The sequence below is a fragment of the Amphritea pacifica genome (assembly GCF_016924145.1).
In the GTDB taxonomy this organism is placed as follows: domain Bacteria; phylum Pseudomonadota; class Gammaproteobacteria; order Pseudomonadales; family Balneatricaceae; genus Amphritea; species Amphritea pacifica.
Genome location: NZ_JAFFZO010000022.1, coordinates 1 through 18,608 on the forward strand (window position 1 = coordinate 1; position 18,608 = coordinate 18,608).

13 protein-coding genes are annotated in these 18,608 nt (G+C 51.4%); 11 read left to right on the forward strand and 2 right to left on the reverse strand.

The features are described 5' to 3' along the window. Positions 1 to 364 precede the first annotated feature (364 nt). From gmd to JW499_RS13470, 7 genes are all read left to right on the forward strand, one after another. Positions 365 to 1,495, forward strand: a complete 1,131-nt coding sequence (gene gmd / locus JW499_RS13440) for a GDP-mannose 4,6-dehydratase (RefSeq protein ID WP_205211091.1) — start codon at positions 365 to 367, stop codon at positions 1,493 to 1,495. Positions 1,496 to 2,278: 783 nt separating this feature from the next. Beyond that, the gene (gene fcl, locus JW499_RS13445) at positions 2,279 to 3,238 is read left to right on the forward strand and encodes a GDP-L-fucose synthase (protein ID WP_205211092.1); all 960 of its coding nucleotides are present in this window, start codon (positions 2,279 to 2,281) and stop codon (positions 3,236 to 3,238) included. A gap of 254 nt (positions 3,239 to 3,492) precedes the next feature. Continuing rightward, complete coding sequence (locus tag JW499_RS13450; protein ID WP_205211093.1) at positions 3,493 to 3,864, forward strand: GxxExxY protein; 372 nt, start codon at positions 3,493 to 3,495, stop codon at positions 3,862 to 3,864. 953 nt (positions 3,865 to 4,817) lie between these two features. Beyond that, positions 4,818 to 5,297 (forward strand): GDP-mannose mannosyl hydrolase, encoded by a 480-nt coding sequence (locus JW499_RS13455; protein WP_205211094.1) that lies wholly within the window; start codon positions 4,818 to 4,820, stop codon positions 5,295 to 5,297. Continuing rightward, positions 5,294 to 6,724, forward strand: coding sequence for a mannose-1-phosphate guanylyltransferase/mannose-6-phosphate isomerase (locus tag JW499_RS13460; RefSeq protein WP_205211095.1), 1,431 nt, complete (start codon positions 5,294 to 5,296; stop codon positions 6,722 to 6,724). Before JW499_RS13455 ends, JW499_RS13460 begins: the two co-directional genes overlap by 4 nt. Positions 6,725 to 8,223: 1,499 nt before the next feature. Next, positions 8,224 to 8,670, forward strand: a complete 447-nt coding sequence (locus JW499_RS13465) for an REP-associated tyrosine transposase (protein ID WP_091361907.1) — start codon at positions 8,224 to 8,226, stop codon at positions 8,668 to 8,670. 353 nt (positions 8,671 to 9,023) lie between these two features. Next, positions 9,024 to 9,470, forward strand: a complete 447-nt coding sequence (locus JW499_RS13470) for an REP-associated tyrosine transposase (protein WP_091361907.1) — start codon at positions 9,024 to 9,026, stop codon at positions 9,468 to 9,470. 336 nt (positions 9,471 to 9,806) lie between these two features. Here JW499_RS13470 and cysN read toward each other — a convergent pair whose 3' ends face one another. Together cysN and cysD are read right to left on the reverse strand one after the other, a co-directional pair. Further along, entirely contained in the window at positions 9,807 to 11,708 is a 1,902-nt protein-coding gene (gene cysN, locus JW499_RS13475; RefSeq protein WP_205211096.1) for a sulfate adenylyltransferase subunit CysN, read from the reverse strand. After that, a complete protein-coding gene (cysD, locus tag JW499_RS23050) occupies positions 11,708 to 12,709 on the reverse strand; it encodes a sulfate adenylyltransferase subunit CysD (protein WP_408627314.1) in 1,002 nt (333 codons plus the stop codon). The genes cysN and cysD overlap by 1 nt, the downstream gene beginning before the upstream one ends. 888 nt (positions 12,710 to 13,597) lie before the next feature. On the opposite strand from cysD, the gene JW499_RS13485 reads away from it, so the two are divergent. The 4 genes from JW499_RS13485 to JW499_RS13500 all read left to right on the forward strand — a co-directional run bounded on the left by JW499_RS13485 (position 13,598) and on the right by JW499_RS13500 (position 18,563). Further along, positions 13,598 to 15,364: an SLC13 family permease gene (locus JW499_RS13485; RefSeq protein WP_205211165.1), complete on the forward strand. Its 1,767-nt coding sequence runs from the start codon at positions 13,598 to 13,600 to the stop codon at positions 15,362 to 15,364. A gap of 107 nt (positions 15,365 to 15,471) precedes the next feature. Next, positions 15,472 to 16,251 (forward strand): 3'(2'),5'-bisphosphate nucleotidase CysQ, encoded by a 780-nt coding sequence (gene cysQ, locus JW499_RS13490; protein ID WP_205211097.1) that lies wholly within the window; start codon positions 15,472 to 15,474, stop codon positions 16,249 to 16,251. Between the two features lie 284 nt (positions 16,252 to 16,535). Further along, positions 16,536 to 17,546 carry a UDP-glucose 4-epimerase GalE gene (galE, locus tag JW499_RS13495; RefSeq protein ID WP_205211098.1) on the forward strand — a complete coding sequence of 337 codons (1,011 nt, stop codon included), beginning with the start codon at positions 16,536 to 16,538 and terminating at the stop codon, positions 17,544 to 17,546. Positions 17,547 to 18,116: 570 nt separating this feature from the next. Beyond that, on the forward strand, positions 18,117 to 18,563 hold the full coding sequence (locus tag JW499_RS13500; RefSeq protein WP_205211099.1) for an REP-associated tyrosine transposase: 447 nt from the start codon (positions 18,117 to 18,119) through the stop codon (positions 18,561 to 18,563). Positions 18,564 to 18,608 lie beyond the last annotated feature (45 nt).

Consider the following 18,608-nt stretch of genomic DNA (forward strand, 5'->3'; position numbering starts at 1 on the left):
CTTTCAGTTTTGATGCTTTTAGCCGCTTCGCGAGCGAAGGCTTCGAGTTGTTTCTTGTCCATGTTGCCTATCCTTAGCCATTACTGGCTCTATGATAGGCAGTTACACAATTCTATGTACAGGGTCTGTGGCGATGCTGAACTTAGCTTTATTTGCATACTTTAGGTTTGTCCATTTTGACTATTGTTAAGTCTTCATCACTATTTTTCCAGTGGTCATCTAGCCTCTAACATGATTTAACTATCTTGCTGATTCTGAGCTATTGGTTTCAATTCTACGAGTTATACGCGAAAATTGAACATATTCTTGGGAAGAACTTTATAGAACTCCCAAGTAGATACTAAAATTTAGTTCAAGGTCAGATATGTCAAATACCAAAAAAGTCGCATTGATCACCGGTGTCACCGGCCAGGATGGCTCTTACCTTGCCGAGTTCCTGCTGGAAAAAGGCTATGAAGTACACGGGATTAAACGCCGGGCGTCCTCATTTAATACCCAGCGTGTTGATCACCTGTATCAGGACCCGCATGAGGCGAATGTTAATTTTCATCTGCACTATGGTGATCTTACCGATACCTCAAACCTGACCCGTATTATTCAGCAGATTCAGCCGGATGAGGTGTATAACCTGGGCGCTCAATCCCATGTAGCGGTGTCGTTTGAATCACCGGAATATACTGCGGATGTGGATGCGATTGGTACTCTGCGTTTGTTAGAGGCGATCCGCTTTTTAGGGCTGGAGAAAAAGACCCGCTTCTATCAGGCATCCACCTCTGAACTGTTTGGTGAGGTGCAGGAGATTCCGCAGAAGGAGACCACGCCCTTCTATCCCCGCTCCCCTTATGCCTGCGCCAAGATGTATGCCTACTGGATCACTGTAAACTACCGTGAATCCTATGGGATGTACGCCTGTAACGGTATTCTGTTTAACCATGAATCCCCTCGCCGGGGTGAAACCTTTGTTACCCGTAAGATTACCCGTGCTGTTGCCAATATCGCGCAGGGCGTTGAGAAATGTCTCTACCTGGGCAACATGGATGCGCTGCGTGACTGGGGCCACGCTAAAGATTACGTGCGGATGCAGTGGATGATGCTGCAACAGGATCAGGCGGAAGACTTTGTTATTGCCACCGGTAAGCAGATCTCGGTGCGTGAGTTTGTGCGTATGTCTGCTGCTGAAGTGGGCATTACCCTTGAGTTTAAAGGGGAAGGCGTTGATGAGTATGCTGAAGTGGTTGCCGTTGAGGGTGGCAATGCACCGGCTGTCAGCGTCGGGGATGTGATTGTACGGGTTGATCCTAAATACTTCCGCCCTGCAGAGGTGGAAACCCTGCTGGGTGATCCTACGAAAGCGAAACAGAAACTGGGCTGGACACCGGAAATCACCGTTGAAGAGATGTGCGCCGAGATGGTTCAGAATGACCTGACCAACGCCAAGCAACACGCCCTGCTGAAAAAGCATGGTTATGATGTAAGCGTTGCTCTGGAGGGTTAAGGGCTTTTCGTAAGAGCGTTTCACCACAGAGGACACAGAGGTCCACAGAGAAGGGCTTTTGTGTAAGAGCGGTTTTACCACAGTACCCAAAGGGCATGCTAAGGACACAGAGGAACACAGAGAAGGGCTTTTGGTAAGAGCGGTTTTACCACAGTACCCAAAGGGCATGCTAAGGACACAGATGGCACTGAGAAGGGCTGTTGGTAAGAGCGTTTTACCACAGTACCCAAAGGGCATGCTAAGGGCACAGAGTTCCACAGAGAAAGGCTTTTGTGTAAGAGCGGTTTTACCACAGAGGACACAGAGGAACACAGAGAAGGGCTTTTGTTAGAGTTATCTTTTCCTCGGTGCTCTCTGTGTTCTCGGTGGTGAAAAATCCTTTAAGAATGGTTGGTTTACCACAGTACCCAAAGGGCATGCTAAGGGCATAGAGATTCACAGAGAAGGGCTTTTGTTAGAGATATCTTTTCCTCGGTGCTCTCTGTGTTCTCGGTGGTGATAAATCTTTTAAGAATGGTTGGTTTTACCACAGTACCCAAAGGGCATGCTAAGGACACAGAGACACACAGAGAAGGGCTTTTGTTAGAGATATCTTTTCCTCGGTGCTCTCTGTGTTCTCGGTGGTGATAAATCTTTTAAGAATGGTTGGTTTACCACAGTACCCAAAGGGCATGCTAAGGGCACAGAGATTCACAGGGAAGGGCTTTTGTTAGAGATATCTTTTCTGTTCTCTGTGGTGAACCTTTTCGGTCTATGCATTTATGGTTTTGTTAGGAGTTTTTAATGACTAAAGTTTTTGTAGCGGGCCATAACGGTATGGTGGGTTCTGCTATCTGCCGTCAGTTGGCGGCTGATGCTTCGGTTGAGGTGATAACCGCCGGCCGGCAGGAGTTGGATCTGTTGTCTCAGAGCGATGTTGCCCGTTTCTTTGATGAGCATAAATTTGATCAGGTGTATCTGGCTGCGGCTAAAGTTGGTGGTATCTGGGCGAACAATGAGTATCCGGCTGAGTTTATCTACCAGAATCTGACCATACAGAACAATGTTATCCACTCAGCGTATCAGTCAGGTGTTAAGAAGCTGTTGTTTCTTGGCTCGTCCTGTATCTATCCAAAACTGGCACAACAGCCGATGCAGGAGAGTGCTTTGCTGACCGGTGTACTTGAGCCCACCAATGAGCCCTATGCCATTGCCAAGATTGCCGGTATTAAGATGTGTGAATCCTATAATCGCCAGTATGGTGTGGATTACCGCAGTGTGATGCCCACTAACCTCTATGGTGAGAACGATAACTTCCACCCGGAAAACTCCCATGTTATCCCCGCACTGATGCGCCGTTTTCATGAAGCGAAGCTTGCCGGTGATGCGGAAGTGGTTGTCTGGGGCACCGGTAAACCGATGCGTGAGTTTTTGCATGTGGATGATATGGCCGCGGCGTCTGTATTCGTGATGAATGCGGATGTTGAGACTTATAAAGCCAACACCGAAACCATGCTGTCCCATCTGAATGTAGGCACTGGAGAGGATTGCACCATCGCTGAGATGGCACTGACCATGGCTGAGGTGGTTGGCTTTGATGGAGAGGTTGTGTTTGATGCAACCAAGCCGGACGGCACCCCCCGTAAACTGATGGATGTCAGTAAACTCAATGCTCTGGGATGGAAGCATTCAATCAGCCTGAAACAGGGCCTGACGATGACCTACGAGTGGTTCCTCGCTAATCAGGATAGCTTTAGGGCTTAAAGGCTAAGAGCGGTTCACCACAGAGGGCACAGAGGAACACAGAGAAGGGCTTTTGTGTAAAAGCAATTTACCACAGAGGGCATTCTAAGGGCACAGAAGTTCACAGAGAAGGGCTTTTGTTAGAGATATCTTTTCCTCGGTGCTCTCTGTGTTCTCGGTGGTGAAAAATCTTTTAAGAATGGTTGGTTTGCCTTTGTGTACTCGGTGGTGAGTAGTGTTTTTATTAATTTGAAGTTAGTTCGACAGGATGTCGTATGGATACGGATTATCTGACAGAGAAGGTTATTGGTTGTGCTATAGAGGTTCATCGACAGTTGGGACCAGGGTTACTTGAGTCGAGTTATGAACAATGTCTGATGTTTGAACTGGCCCAGGCCGGAATTAATGCTCAAGCCCAGATTGCGTTGCCGATTGCTTATAAAGGAATGATGATAGAGGCGGGTTATCGAGTTGATATTCTGATTCCTGGGCGACTAGTACTGGAGTTGAAGTCTGTTGATAAGCTGATGCCAATACATACGGCTCAGATGCTTACATATCTGAAATTGTCAGGAGTTCGAAAAGGCCTTTTGATTAACTTTAATGTTAATAAGTTGACGAACGGTTTGAAACGGATAGTTCTGTAAGCGCTTTTGTGTAAAAGCAATTTACCACAGAGGGCATGCTAAGGGCACAGAGGTCCACAGAGAAGGGCTTTTGGTAAGAGCGTTTTACCACAGAGGACACAGAGACACACAGAGAAGAGCTTTTGTTAGAGATATCTTTTCCTCGGTGCTCTCTGTGTCCTCTGTGGTGAGAAATCTTTTAAGAATGGTTGGTTTACCACAGTACCCAAAGGGCATGCTAAGGGCATAGAGGTCCACAGAGGAGGGCTTTTGTTAGAGATACTTTTTCCTCGGTGCTCTCTGTGTTCTCGGTGGTGGAAAATCTTTTAAGAATGGTTGGTTTACCACAGTACCCAAAGGGTATGCTAAGGGCACAGAGTTCCACAGAGAAAGGCTTTTGTTAGAGATATCTTTTCCTCGGTGCTCTCTGTGTTCTCGGTGGTGAAAAATCTTTTAAGAATGGTTGGTTTACCACAGTACCCAAAGGGCATGCCAAGGGCACAGTGACACACAGAGAAGGGCTTTTGTTAGAGATATCTTTTCCTCGGTGCTCTCTGTGTTCTCGGTGGTGAAAAATCTTTCAAGAATGGTTGGTTTTACCACAGTACCCAAAGGGCATGCTAAGGGCATAGAGGTCCACAGAGGAGGGCTTTTGTTAGAGATACCTTTTCCTCGGTGCTCTCTGTGTTCTCGGTGGTGATAAATCTTTTGGGGCGGTTTTATCACGGTACCCAGAGGGTATGCTAAGGACACAGGGGGCCACAGAGAAGAGCTTTTGTTAGAGATATCTTTTCCTCGGTGCTCTCTGTGTTCTCGGTGGTGATAAATCTTTTAAGAATGGTTGGTTTACCACAGTACCCAAAGGGCATGCTAAGGGCACAGAGATTTACAGAGAAGGGCTTTTGTTAGAGATATCTTTCCCTCGTTGATCTCTGTGTCTTCTTTGGTGAGAAAGATTTTAAAGATGAGTGATAATGGGTAATAACTTTTTAGCGCCTGAAGCGTTCAGGCTGGTGGTGGATTCTACCCCGCTGATCTCTATCGATCTGGTGGTTAAATCGCCCGATGGAAGGGTGCTGTTGGGTAAAAGGCTGAATAAACCGGCTAAAGATTACTGGTTTGTACCGGGTGGTCGGGTGTTGAAGAATGAAACCCTGGCGGATGCGTTTCTGCGCCTGACTGAGACAGAGCTTGGCATTAAGGTGCCGATTCAGAGCGCCCGATATCTGGGGTTGTATGAACATTTTTATGATGACAGTGCTTTGAGTGATGCGGTGTCGACACATTACGTTGTTAACGCATTTGTAATAGAATTGAGCGAGTCTGTATCAGCGCTGCCTGTTGAACAGCACAGTGATTATCAATGGTTAAGCGAAACCGAACTTTTAGGTGCTGATGATGTACATATGCATTCAAAGTGGTATTTCATGAACGAAAAAGGATATTCCGTATGATCCCTGTAATTATGGCCGGTGGTTCCGGTACCCGCCTGTGGCCCCTCTCCCGTACTCAGTATCCTAAGCAGTTTCTACAGCTGAACAGCAAGCTTTCAATGTTGCAGGAGACGGTTAAGCGTCTGGGTGCGGTTGATCAGGTGAGCCTGATCTGTAATGAGGAGCACCGTTTTCTGGCTGCAGAGCAGATGCGGGTGATGAACCAGCCCTGTTCCGTTTTTCTCGAACCGGTTGGCCGCAATACCGCCCCGGCGATTGCCCTGGCGGCCATTGAGGCGGTGAATAAAGGCCAGGGGCGTAAATGCCTTCTGGTGTTGGCGGCGGATCATGTGATTGAGGACGAACAGACTTTTCAGACAATGATCGCGAAGGCTCAGCCTCTGGCTCAGGAAGGGTGTCTGGTGACTTTTGGGATTGTGCCAACCCATCCTGAAACCGGTTATGGGTATATCAAAGCCGAGGTTAATCAGCCGATGCCTGCGGGCGGGGAAGGGCAGGATGTATTATCTGAGGCTTTCCCTGTATCAGAGTTTGTTGAGAAGCCTGATCTGGCAACGGCTGAGTCTTATCTGGCTGAGGGTGGCTATTACTGGAACAGCGGTATGTTTATGTTCCGGGCCGACCGTTATCTGGAAGAACTGGGTAAGTTCCGTCCCGATATTCTTGAAGCCTGTCAAAAGGCGATGGCTGATACGTCTGCGGATATGGATTTTGTCCGGGTAAATACAGCGGCCTTTGAAGCCTGTCCCGATGAGTCTGTGGATTATGCGGTGATGGAGAAGACCGACCGTGCCGTAGTATTGCCGCTGGATGCTGGCTGGAGCGATGTCGGTAGCTGGGCTGCGCTATGGGAGATCAAGGCTAAAGACTGCAATGGTAATGTGCTGGATGGGGATGTTATCGCTCAGGACACCAGCGACTCTTTTGTTATGTCTTCAAACCGTCTGGTAACCACCCTTGGTGTGGATAACCTGATTGTTGTTGATACCCCCGACGCGCTGCTGGTGGCGGATAAAAACAAGATTCAGGATGTGAAGAAGATCGTTGCTGAGATTAAGGGCGCTGGTCGTAATGAAACCTTCCAGCACCGCGAAGTGTACCGCCCCTGGGGCAAGTATGATTCGATCGATCTGGGTGACCGCTATCAGGTGAAGCGTATCACGGTTAAGCCGGGTGCGCGTTTATCTGTGCAGAAGCATCATCACCGAGCCGAACACTGGATTGTGGTGAGTGGTACAGCCAGGGTCACCAAAGGGGAGGAAACCTTCCTGGTGACTGAAAACCAGTCCACCTACATCCCGTTAGGTGAGATCCACTGCCTGGAAAACCCGGGCAAAGTCGAGCTTGAGCTGATTGAGATTCAGTCTGGTTCCTATCTGGGAGAGGATGATATCGTGCGCCTGGAAGATCAGTATGGGAGGGCTTAGTTGATTATTAAAGCTGGTGCCAACTGATAGTTTTATCGCGACGGGGGCGTCGCTCCCACAGGTGTTGTTGTAGCATGGTGCTGTTGTGGGAGGGGTGCTGGTATGCCCTTTGGGTACCTCGCGGCGATTGTTGAAGCTGGTGCCATCTGATGCTTTTATCGCGACGGGGGCGTCGCTCCCACAGGTGGTGCGGTAGGATGATGTGATTGTGGGAGGTGCGCCCTCGCGGCGATTATTGAAGCTGGTGCCATCTGATAGTTCTATCGCGACGGGGGCGTCGCTCCCACAGGTGGTGCGGTAGGATGATGTGATTGTGGGAGGTGCGCTCTTGCGGCGATTATTGAAGCTGGTGCCAACTTATAGTTTTATCGCGACGGGGGCGTCGCTCCCACGGGTGTTGCTATAGCATGGTGCTGTTGTGGGAGGGGTGCTGGTATGCCCTTTGGGTACCTCGCGGCGATTATTGAAGCTGGTGCCATCTGATGGTTTTATCGCGACGGGGGCGTCGCTCCCACAGGTGTAGTGGTAGCAATATGCTTTTGTAGGAGGCGCGCTGGTATGCCCTTTGGGTACCTCGCGGCGATTATTGAAGTTGGTGCCATCTGATGGTTTTATCGCGACGGGGGCGTCGCTCCCACAGGTGGTCCGGTAAGATGATGTGATTGTGGGAGGTGCGCCCTCGCGGCGATTGTTGAAGCTGGTGCCATCTGATAGTTTTATCGCGACGGGGGCGTCGCTCCCACAGGTGGTGCGGTAAGATGATGTGATTGTGGGAGGTGCGCTGGTATGCCCTTTGGGTACCTCGCGGCGATTGTTGAATCTGGTGCCATCTGATGGTTTTATCGCGACGGGGGCGTCGCTCCCACGGGTGGTGCGGTAGGATGATGTGATTGTGGGAGGTGCGCCCTCGCGGCGATTGTTGAAGCTGGTGCCATCTGATAGTTCTATCGCGACGGGGGCGTCGCTCCCACGGGTGGTGCGGTAGGATGATGTGATTGTGGGAGGTGCGCCCTCGCGGCGATTGTTGAATCTGGTGCCATCTGATGGTTTTATCGCGACGGGGGCGTCGCTCCCACGGGTGTAGTGGTAGCAATATGCTTTTGTAGGAGGCGCGCTGGTATGCCCTTTGGGTACCTCGCGGCGATTGTTGAAGTTGGTGCCATCTGATAGTTTTATCGCGACGGGGGCGTCGCTCCCACGGGTGTTGCTATAGCATGGTGCTGTTGTGGGAGGTGCGCCTTCGCGGCGATTGTTGAAGCTGCTGCCATCTGATGCTTTTATCGCGACGGGGGCGTCGCTCCCACAGGTGGTGCGGCAGGATGATGTGATTGTGGGAGGTGCGCCTTCGCGGCGATTGTTGAAGCTGGTGCCAACTTATAGTTTTATCGCGACGGGGGCGTCGCTCCCACAGGTGGTGCGGTAAGATGATGTGATTGTGGGAGGTGCGCTGGTATGCCATTTGGGTACCTCGCGGCGATTAATTCAAAAAGGAGAATTTGATGAAAGGGAATTCATCTGCTTTGCGTAAAGGCCGGTTTTCGGAAGCCGGTCAAATCTATCTGGTTACTTTTGTAACACTTCAGCGAAAGCCTGTTTTCAAAGACTTTGAGCTGGGCAGGCTTTTTGTTGATGTCCTCCGGCGTGAGTCAGAGCATTCTGAAACGCTGGCATTTGTAGTAATGCCTGATCATGTGCATTGGCTGGTGCAGTTAAAATCTAAACTGCTAAGCCGCACGGTGCAGTCGGTTAAGTCTGTTTCTTCCCGCAAGATAAAATCACAGATAATTTCAAATGGGCCGGTCTGGCAGGATGGTTTTCATGATCATGCCGTCAGAAATGGGGATGATCTGGCCAGCATTGCCCGATATCTTGTGATGAACCCGGTCAGGGCGGGGTTGGTGAGCAGTGTAAAGGAATATCCACTCTGGGATGCTGTTTGGGTTTAGCTATAGCATGGTGCCATCTGATGGTTTTATCGCGACGGGGGCGTCGCTCCCACAGGTGGTGCGGTAAGATGATGTGATTGTGGGAGGTGCGCCCTCGCGGCGATTGTTGAAGCTGGTGCCATCTGATGGTTTTATTGCGACGGGGGCGTCGCTCCCACGGGTGGTGCGGTAGGATGATGTGATTGTGGGAGGTGCGCCCTCGCGGCGATTGTTGAATCTGGTGCCATCTGATGGTTTTATCGCGACGGGGGCGTCGCTCCCACAGGTGGTGCGGTAAGATGATGTGATTGTGGGAGGTGCGCTGGTATGCCCTTTGGGTACCTCGCGGCGATTAATTCAAAAAGGAGAATTTGATGAAAGGGAATTCATCTGCTTTGCGTAAAGGCCGGTTTTCGGAAGCCGGTCAAATCTATCTGGTTACTTTTGTAACACTTCAGCGAAAGCCTGTTTTCAAAGACTTTGAGCTGGGCAGGCTTTTTGTTGATGTCCTCCGGCGTGAGTCAGAGCATTCTGAAACGCTGGCATTTGTAGTAATGCCTGATCATGTGCATTGGCTGGTGCAGTTAAAATCAAAACTGCTAAGCCGCACGGTGCAGTCGGTTAAGTCTGTTTCTTCCCGCAAGATAAAATCACAGATAATTTCAAATGGGCCGGTCTGGCAGGATGGTTTTCATGATCATGCCGTCAGAAATGGGGATGATCTGGCCAGCATTGCCCGATATCTTGTGATGAACCCGGTCAGGGCGGGGTTGGTGAGCAGTGTAAAGGAATATCCACTCTGGGATGCTGTTTGGGTTTAGCTATAGCATGGTGCCATCTGATGGTTTTATCGCGACGGGGGCGTCGCTCCCACAGGTGTTGCTATAGCATGGTGCTGTTGTGGGAGGGGTGCTGGTATGCCCTTTGGGTACCTCGCGGCGATTATTGAAGTTGGTGCCAACTTATAGTTTATCGCGACGGGGGCGTCGCTCTCACGGGTGGTGCGGTAGGATGATGTGATTGTGGGAGGTGCGCCCTCGCGGCGATTATTGAAGTTGGTGTCAACTTATAGTTTTATTGCGACGGGGGCGTCGCTCCCACAGGTGTTGCTATAGCATGGTGTTGTTGTGGGAGGCGCGCCCTCGCGGCGATAAGTGCTAAATCATCTGCTTCTGTTTAAGCAATTCGATGACTTTATCGGCAGCCTCTTCAGGTGTCATCTCAACTGTTTTCAGGTCGAGTTCTGGCTGTTGTGGCGCTTCGTATGGAGAGTCGATGCCGGTGAAGTTTTTCAGTTCTCCCCGACGGGCTTTCTTGTAAAGGCCCTTAACATCACGGTCTTCTGCAACTTCCAGCGGCGTGTTGACGTAGATCTCGATAAACTCGCCCTCTTCCAGCATGTCTCTGGCCATCTTTCTTTCTGCACGGAAAGGTGAGATGAACGAGGACAAGACGATCAGGCCTGCATCAACCATCAGTTTGGCGACTTCAGCAATACGGCGGATGTTTTCCACCCGGTCCTGATCGGTGAAGCCCAGGTCTTTATTGAGACCATGACGCACGTTATCCCCATCCAGCAGGTAGGTGTGGTGACCAGCGGCCAGCAGTTTCTGTTCCACCAGATCGGCGATGGTGGATTTGCCGGAACCGGATAAGCCTGTCAGCCAGATAACGCACGGTTTCTGGGTTTTCAGCGCGGCGCGGACCTCTTTGTTTACTTCGGTATGCTGCACGGTGATGTTGGTGCTGCGGCGAAGGGCAAAGTTGATCAGACCTGCACCGACGGTGTTGTTGGTCATCCGGTCGATGAGGATAAAGCTGCCGGTATCGCGGTTGGCTTTATAGGGGTCAAAGGCGATATCCCGGTCCAGACTGATATTACACTCGCCGATACCGTTGAGTTCCAGTTTTTTGGCCGCCAGGTGTTCCATGGTATTGACGTTTACCTGGTGTTTGATACCGGTGACAGAGGCGGTAACGGTTTTGGTGCCGATCTGCATCAGATAGGTACGGCCCGGCATCAGTGGCTCTTCATGCATCCAGATCACAGTGGTTTCAAACTGTTTTCCGATGGAGGCAGGTTCTTCCGCCGAGGTGATCATATCGCCCCGGGATATGTCGATCTCATCATTCAGTGTCAGAGTGATGGACTGGCCTGCCACGGCCCGCTCCAGATTGCCATCATAGGTGGAGATAGTGGCAATGGTGCTCTCTTTACCCGATGGCAGGGCACGGATGCGGTCTCCAGGCTTCACGATACCGCTGGCCAGCTGGCCTGAGAAACCACGGAAGTCGAGGTTGGGCCGGTTAACCCACTGGACTGCCATACGGAAGGGGGCTTTCTGCATCAGCTCATCATCGACCTGAACTGTTTCCAGATACCCCATCAGGGTTGTACCGTGATACCAGGGCATGTTGTTGCTGGGTTCGGTAATGTTGTCACCGGCCAGTGCTGACATCGGGATAAAGGTGGTTTCTTCAATACCGATCTGTTTGGCAAATGCGGTGTAGTCATCCATGATCTGGTTGTAGGTTTTTTCGGAGTAATCCACCAGATCCATTTTGTTGATCGCGACCACAATGTGAGGAATACCGATCAGCGATGCCAGGTAGGTGTGACGACGGGTCTGGGTGAGGATGCCGCGACGGGCGTCGACCATCAGAATAGCCACATCGGCCGTGGATGCGCCGGTGACCATGTTGCGGGTGTATTGCTCATGCCCGGGAGTGTCAGCCACGATAAATTTGCGCTTGTCGGTGGAGAAAAAGCGGTAAGCGACATCGATGGTGATGCCCTGTTCCCGTTCTGCTGCCAGGCCATCAACCAGCAGGGCGAAGTCGATGTTATCGCCCTGGGTGCCGAACTTTTTGGACTCAGCTTCAACCGCTGCCAACTGGTCTTCAAACAGCAGCTTTGATTCATACAGCAGGCGACCGATCAGGGTGCTTTTGCCATCGTCTACACTACCGCAGGTGATAAAACGCAGCAGGCTTTTCTGTTCGTGATCTTTGAGGTATTGAACGATATCCTCGGATATCATGTCTGATGAATGTGCCATTAGAAGTAGCCCTCCTGCTTTTTCTTCTCCATTGATGCGGCGGAATCGTGGTCGATCATGCGGCCCTGACGTTCAGATGTTTTGGTCAGCAGCATCTCCTGGATGATCGCTGGCAGGGTGTCAGCTTCAGACTCAACAGCACCGGTCAGTGGGTAACAGCCGAGCGTTCTGAAACGGACTTTCTTCATCATCGGGACTTCATTGGGTTGTAGCGGCATGCGCTCATCATCCACCATAATCAGCGTGCCATCCCGTTCTACTACCGGGCGTTCGGCGGACAGGTAGAGCGGCACAATTGGAATCTGTTCCAGATAGATGTATTGCCAGATATCCAGCTCGGTCCAGTTTGACAGTGGGAACACCCGGATCGACTCGCCGGGACGCTTATTGGCGTTATAGTTTTTCCACAGTTCCGGGCGCTGATTTTTCGGGTCCCAGCGGTGGTCTGCGGTGCGGAAAGAGAAGATACGCTCTTTAGCGCGGGACTTCTCTTCATCGCGGCGTGCACCGCCAAAGGCCACATCAAATTTGAATTTATTCAGGGCCTGTTTGAGACCTTCGGTTTTCATAATGTCGGTATGCAGTGCTGACCCGTGGGTAAACGGGTTGATACCTTTTTCAACCCCTTCCGGGTTCATATAGGTGATCAGCTCGACCCCCAGCTTTTTCACCAGCTCATCCCGGAAGGTGTACATATCGCGGAACTTCCAGCCGGTATCTACATGCAGCAGAGGAAACGGTGGCTTGGATGGGTGGAAGGCTTTCATCGCCAGATGCAGCATCACAGCGCTGTCCTTACCGATGGAATATAGCATGACCGGGTTGTCGGCTTTGGAAACCACTTCGCGCATTATTTGAATGCTTTCTGCTTCCAGTCTCTCTAGGTGTGTTAATGCCATCGTGTTCCTCACATATGACTGAGTGTGTTCGTGTTTATCAGCGGCTGGCGTTGCGGCCGGTTTAGCGCTGCGCGGTGATGTTGCATACGTTAACAGGGTGATCTGTGACTGGCTTGCCAGCCATTGCTGGATATCTTGGTATCGTGTCAGTGGTGCACTGTGAAACGAAACGATCATCTCTTGCTTCAGTTGTGCACTGAGGCGCTCCAGGAAGTGGATGATTGAGCGGCTGTCTGGTTTGCCAGCGTTTGCCAGCCAGTATAGTTTGCCTCTGAAATCCTGCACATAGATCGCATAACCGCAAATGCCTGAGACGTTTTCAGTATCAGTGATTTTCAGGGAGGCGATACCGCCTTTCAGTATTTTCCGCTTTTTTATCTGGGCGTCGGATTCTGCCGGAGAGCCGACAAAATCAGGGTGGTGCTGAACCAGCCATTCACTTGCAGATTCAGTGGTTTCCGTCGAAGGGGGAGGGGCAATTCCCCACTCTTTAAGATAACGGCTGATGGTTTTCGTCGATAACGGATGCTGGCGATTACCAAACCACTCCTGCACGGCTTGTGTGGTCCATAATCCGCCATCTTCCGGCAGACCTGCCAGCATATATTTGAGACATTCGTCTGCCGTCCCCGGGCCGGATGTCCCACTGCGGGGTCTGCCCCGTTTACCGATATTGATCGCTTCCCAACCGCCCGCTATAAAACGTTTATGGGCTGAAATTATGGTTGGGTGAGACAGGCCTGTCTTCTGCCTGATGACGGCAAGTGTCGCTCCGCTGAGACGCAACTGTACCGCTTCTTTTCTCAGTTTGTTCAGCGCTGTAGCAGAGAGTTTCTTGCCATTCATTATGAATATCCCGTGTAAGAATTGTGATCATACAAAATTGGCGGTATGCTGACAAACATTCTTGTTAAACATTAAGTGTCTTAATCATATTTTTGCGGCAATTGTTGCAATTGGCATGAGATGGCACGAACTAAAAGTCAGAATATGGATTTTTCAGCCGGGTTAACCCTCTTTCTTCTTGTAACAGTGCTTTTGTTGCTGGTTTTTAGTCATATAGCTGCCGATATGATTCTGATGGCAGCAATGGGTGTGCTGATTGTCTCAAAAGTGCTGACGCCGACTGAAGCCCTGGCAGGTTTTTCAAACCCTGGCGTTATCACTATCGCGGCGTTCTACGTCATCGCCGCCGGCCTTAAAGAGACCGGAGCGGTTCGCTGGATTGGTCAGCTGTTGCTGGGTTCGCCTGAAAGTGAAAAGCGGGCGCTCTCCCGGGTGATTCTGCCCTCTGCGCTGTTAAGTGCATTTATGAACAATACAGCGGTTGTGGCGATGTTTATTCCGGCGGTGCAGGACTGGGCACGCCGGATCAGAATTCCGGTTTCAAAGCTGCTGTTACCCTTAAGTTATGCTGCGATTCTTGGTGGCACCTGTACGCTGATCGGTACCAGTACGAACCTGGTGGTCGATGGTCTGTTGCAGGCGAAAACCGGTGTCGCGCTGGGGATGTTTGATCTGGCCTGGGTAGGCGTGCCGGTGTTGCTGATTGCCGGCGGACTGATTGTAGTGCTGGCACCTCTGGTGCTGCCAGATCGCAAAGGGGTGGTTGAGCAGTTGGAGTCTGCCCGGGAATATGTCGTTGAATTGCTGGTTAGCCCTGGCGGACCGATTGTCGGGAAGACTGTTGCTCAGGCCGGTCTGCGGCAACTGACCTATGGCTATCTTGTGGATATCAAACGCAGGGGACAGTTGTTAACAGCAGTGTCACCCGATGTCGAGCTGGAAGCCAATGATGTGCTGGTGTTTATTGGTGCCCCGGAAAGTGCGCATGAGCTGCGTGGTGTTCGCGGGCTGGTGCCGCCCCATGGTGATCTTGGCAAGCTGGATATTGCCGTGCAGGAACGTTGCCTGGTGGAAGCGGTGGTCGGCCCTGAGTTTTTTGGTCTTGACCAGACCATTCGCGAATCGCGGTTTCGCAGTCGTTTCCGGGCGGCGATTCTGTCGGTGTGCCGTCAGGGGCACCGGCTGGATGGTAAGATCGGTGATATCCGTTTGCAGATGGGGGATACCCTGTTGATGGAAGCCAGCGATGACTTTGTCAGCCAATACCGTTCGCGTCGGGATTTTCTGCTGGTCAGTGCGCTGAATGAGTCTACACCGCCGGACTTTGATAAGGCTCCGGTAGCAATCGGGACGCTGTTGTTGATGGTTCTGGCCAGTGCTGCGGGCCTTGTGTCTATCCTTGAAGCATCGATTATCGCTGCGGGAATGATGCTGGCCAGTCGGTGTGTCTCGGTTTCCCGGGCGCGCCGTAACGTTGATCTGTCGGTGCTGATTGTGATCGCTTCATCCTTTGCCCTGGGGGCTGCCATGGTGAAAACCGGCAATGCCCGCCTGATTGCTGAGGGGTTGCTGTTCAGTGATGCAATCACACCCTGGCAGGCACTGATTCTGATGTATCTGATTACGGTTCTGGTCACCGAGCTGATCACCAACAATGCGGCAGCGGTGCTGATGTTTCCGGTGGCGATGTCTTTGGCAGAGCAACTGGGGGTGAGCTATATGCCCTTTGTTATTGCTATAATGTTTGCCGCTTCTGCCAGCTTTATCACCCCATTGGGTTATCAGACAAATCTGATGGTCTACGGTCCGGGGGGGTATCGCTTTACCGATTACGCCCGTCTGGGGATACCTTTGAGTATTACCGCCGGGGTCGTATCGCTGATTTTGATTCCGCTGATCTGGCCGTTTTGAAGTGTTTATTTAAGGCCGGTTTATTTAATGTATTTTTATACGAAGGCCTGGCGATTTAACAGTATAGCTGTTTCGTCGCTTCATTATCTTAAAGTGAGAAGGATGCCATGTTTAACAACCAAGATATTATCGCGCTGGCAAAGAGTGCTGGTGCCGCCATTATGGAGATCTATCAGCGGGATTTTGCGATCTCTGAAAAGAGTGACGAAAGCCCGTTAACCGAAGCGGATCTGGCATCTCATCACTGTATCGTTGATGGATTGAAAACCCTGACACCAGAGATACCGGTGTTGTCGGAGGAGTCCGGTGGCAGTGAACATCAGGACCGGATTGCATGGCAGAAATACTGGCTGATCGATCCGCTGGACGGTACCAAAGAGTTTATTAAGAAAAACGGTGAGTTTACGGTCAATATCGCCCTGATCGATCAGGGTAAAGCGGTGTTTGGTGTGGTTTATGCCCCGGCTCTGGGGGTGACCTACTGGGGTGATGCCGATGGCGCATTCAAAGAGAGTAATGGGCAGGTGACACCGATCCAGGTATCAGAGATCCCCGTTGAAGGCGCTGTATGGCGTGTTGTTGGCAGTCGTTCCCATCAGTCTGATGAGTTTAAAGCGTTTGTTAAGGGGCTTCCGGAAACCGAAGTAGTGTCGATGGGCAGCTCACTGAAGCTCTGCCTGGTGGCTGAGGGGGCGGCTGATATTTATCCCCGTCTGGGCTTAACCAGCGAGTGGGACACTGCTGCAGCGCATGCGGTGGTTAGCGCTGCAGGAGGGCAGGTGCTGCAATATCCAGAACTGACGCCGCTGTTATACAACACTAGGCCTGAGACACTGCTAAACCCGTTCTTCATCGTCTGTGCCGATAAGTCGGATAAGTGGGCTTAAAATAAGCTAATTGCGGCGATTACTGGGGTCTTGTGTCACCTGATGGTTTTATTGCCCCGGGTACCCAGAGAGCATGCTAGCGTCCCTCCCACAGGTGGTGCGGTAGGATGATGTGGTTGTAGGAGCCCCTTCCAGGGGCGATAGGTTATTAGTTTTGTTGGTTTTTATCGCGACGGGACATCCTGAGAGCATGCTAGCGTCTCTCCCAGAGGTGGAGCGGTAGCAATATGCTTTTGTGTTAGGCGTGCAGGCATGGACCTCACGCGAGGAGAAAGGAGTTTTATATGGCCATTCTGGTCACTGGCGGAGCCGGTTATATCGGTTCGCATACCGTAGTGATGTTGCTTGAGGCGGGTTATGAGGTGGTGGCGCTGGATAACCTCTGCAATAGCCACCCTGAGGTGTTCAATCGAATTGAGACCATTACCGGTAAACGACCTGCGTTTGTTAAGGGCGATATCCGGGACCGGGCCTGTCTGGATGCCCTATTTGCTGATTATACGGTTGATTCGGTTATCCATTTTGCCGGCTTGAAGGCGGTGGGGGAGTCGGTTGCCAAACCGCTTGAGTATTATCAGAACAATGTTCATGGTTCTGTTGTCCTGTGTGAAGCAATGGCTGCGGCGGGGGTTAAGCGGTTGGTGTTCAGCTCCTCTGCGACGGTTTATGGTGAAGATGCCCCGGTGCCCTATATTGAGACTATGCCAAGGGGCAAAACCTCTAATCCCTATGGCACCTCCAAAGCGATGGTAGAGCAGATTCTGACTGATCTGACACTTTCCGATCCGCAGTGGTCGGTTGCTCTGTTGCGCTATTTTAACCCTATCGGTGCCCATTCCAGTGGCCTGATCGGTGAAGACCCTCAGGGCATTCCCAATAATCTGATGCCGTTTATCAGCCAGGTGGCAGTCGGTAAACGAGAGCAGCTATCTATTTTTGGTAACGATTATGATACCGCTGACGGCACCTGTGTGCGTGATTATCTGCATGTGATGGATCTGGCGGAAGGGCATCTCAAATCGTTGAGCTGTCTGGATAAGCCGGGTACCCATATCTATAACCTGGGCACTGGTAACGGGCTGTCTGTACTGGAGATGGTTAACAGTTTTGTTGCGGTAACCGGGGTGGATATTCCCTATCAGTTTGCGCCAAGACGTGATGGCGATCTGCCTGCCTTCTGGGCCGATGCCGGTAAAGCTGAACGAGAGCTGGGCTGGAGCACCCGCTATTCGCTAGCGGATATGATGCAGGATACCTGGAAGTGGCAATCGCAGAATCCGGAGGGGTATAGATAACCCTCGCTCTTGTAGGAGCGGCATCCTGCCGCGATGGTTTATCGCCCCTGGAAGGGGCTCCTACAGGGGGATGTATTGTAGGAGTGGCTTCCAGCCGCGATGTTTTATCGCCCCGGGACGGGGCTCCTACGGGTAGGATGTTTTGTAGGAGCGGCATCCTGCCGCGATGGTTTATCGCCCCTGGAAGGGGCTCCTACGGGGTGGGATGTATTGTAGGAGCGGCGTCCCGCCGCGATGGTTTATCGCCCCGGGACGGGGTTCCTACGGGGTGTGATGTTTTGTAGGAGCGGCGTCCCGCCGCGAGGTTTTATCGCCCCTGGAAGGGGCTCCTACGGGGTGGGATGTATTGTAGTTGTAGGAGCGGCTTCCAGCCGCGATGGTTTATCGCCCCGGGTACCCAGAGGGCATGCTAACGGGGCTCCTACGGGGTAGGATGTTTTGTAGGAGTGGCGTCCCGCCGCGAGGTTTTATCGCCCTGGAAGGGGCTCCTACAGGGGGATGTATTGTAGTTGTAGGAGTGGCTTCCAGCCGCGATGTCCATGGCGATTAATCCAAAAATAGGTAAATACGATGAAAGGGAATTCATCTGCTTTGCGAAAAGGCCGGTTTTCTGAATCTGGCCGAATCTATCTGGTTACATTTGTAACCTATCAGCGAACCCCAATCTTTCATGACTTCGGTTGTGGCCGGATTGTTGTGTCTTCAATGCGCTTTTTGACGACATTATCAGATACCCTGGCATATGTAATTATGCCGGATCATGTTCATTGGTTGGTGGAACTGCGTGATGGTTCTCTTGAGCGTTCAGTCCATTCCCTCAAATCATTCTCAGCGAAAGAGATCAATAAAAAGCTCGGGTGGTCGGGGCATATTTGGCAAAAAGGTTTTCATGATCATGCTATCAGGGATGAAGAGGATTTAACGGAGATCGCACGTTATATTGTTATGAATCCCATTCGGGCAGGGTTGGTGAAAAGTTGCAGAGAGTATGCGTTGTGGGATGCGGTTTGGGTGTAGGAGTGGCGTCCCGCCGCGAGGTTTTATCGCCCCGGGTACCCAGAG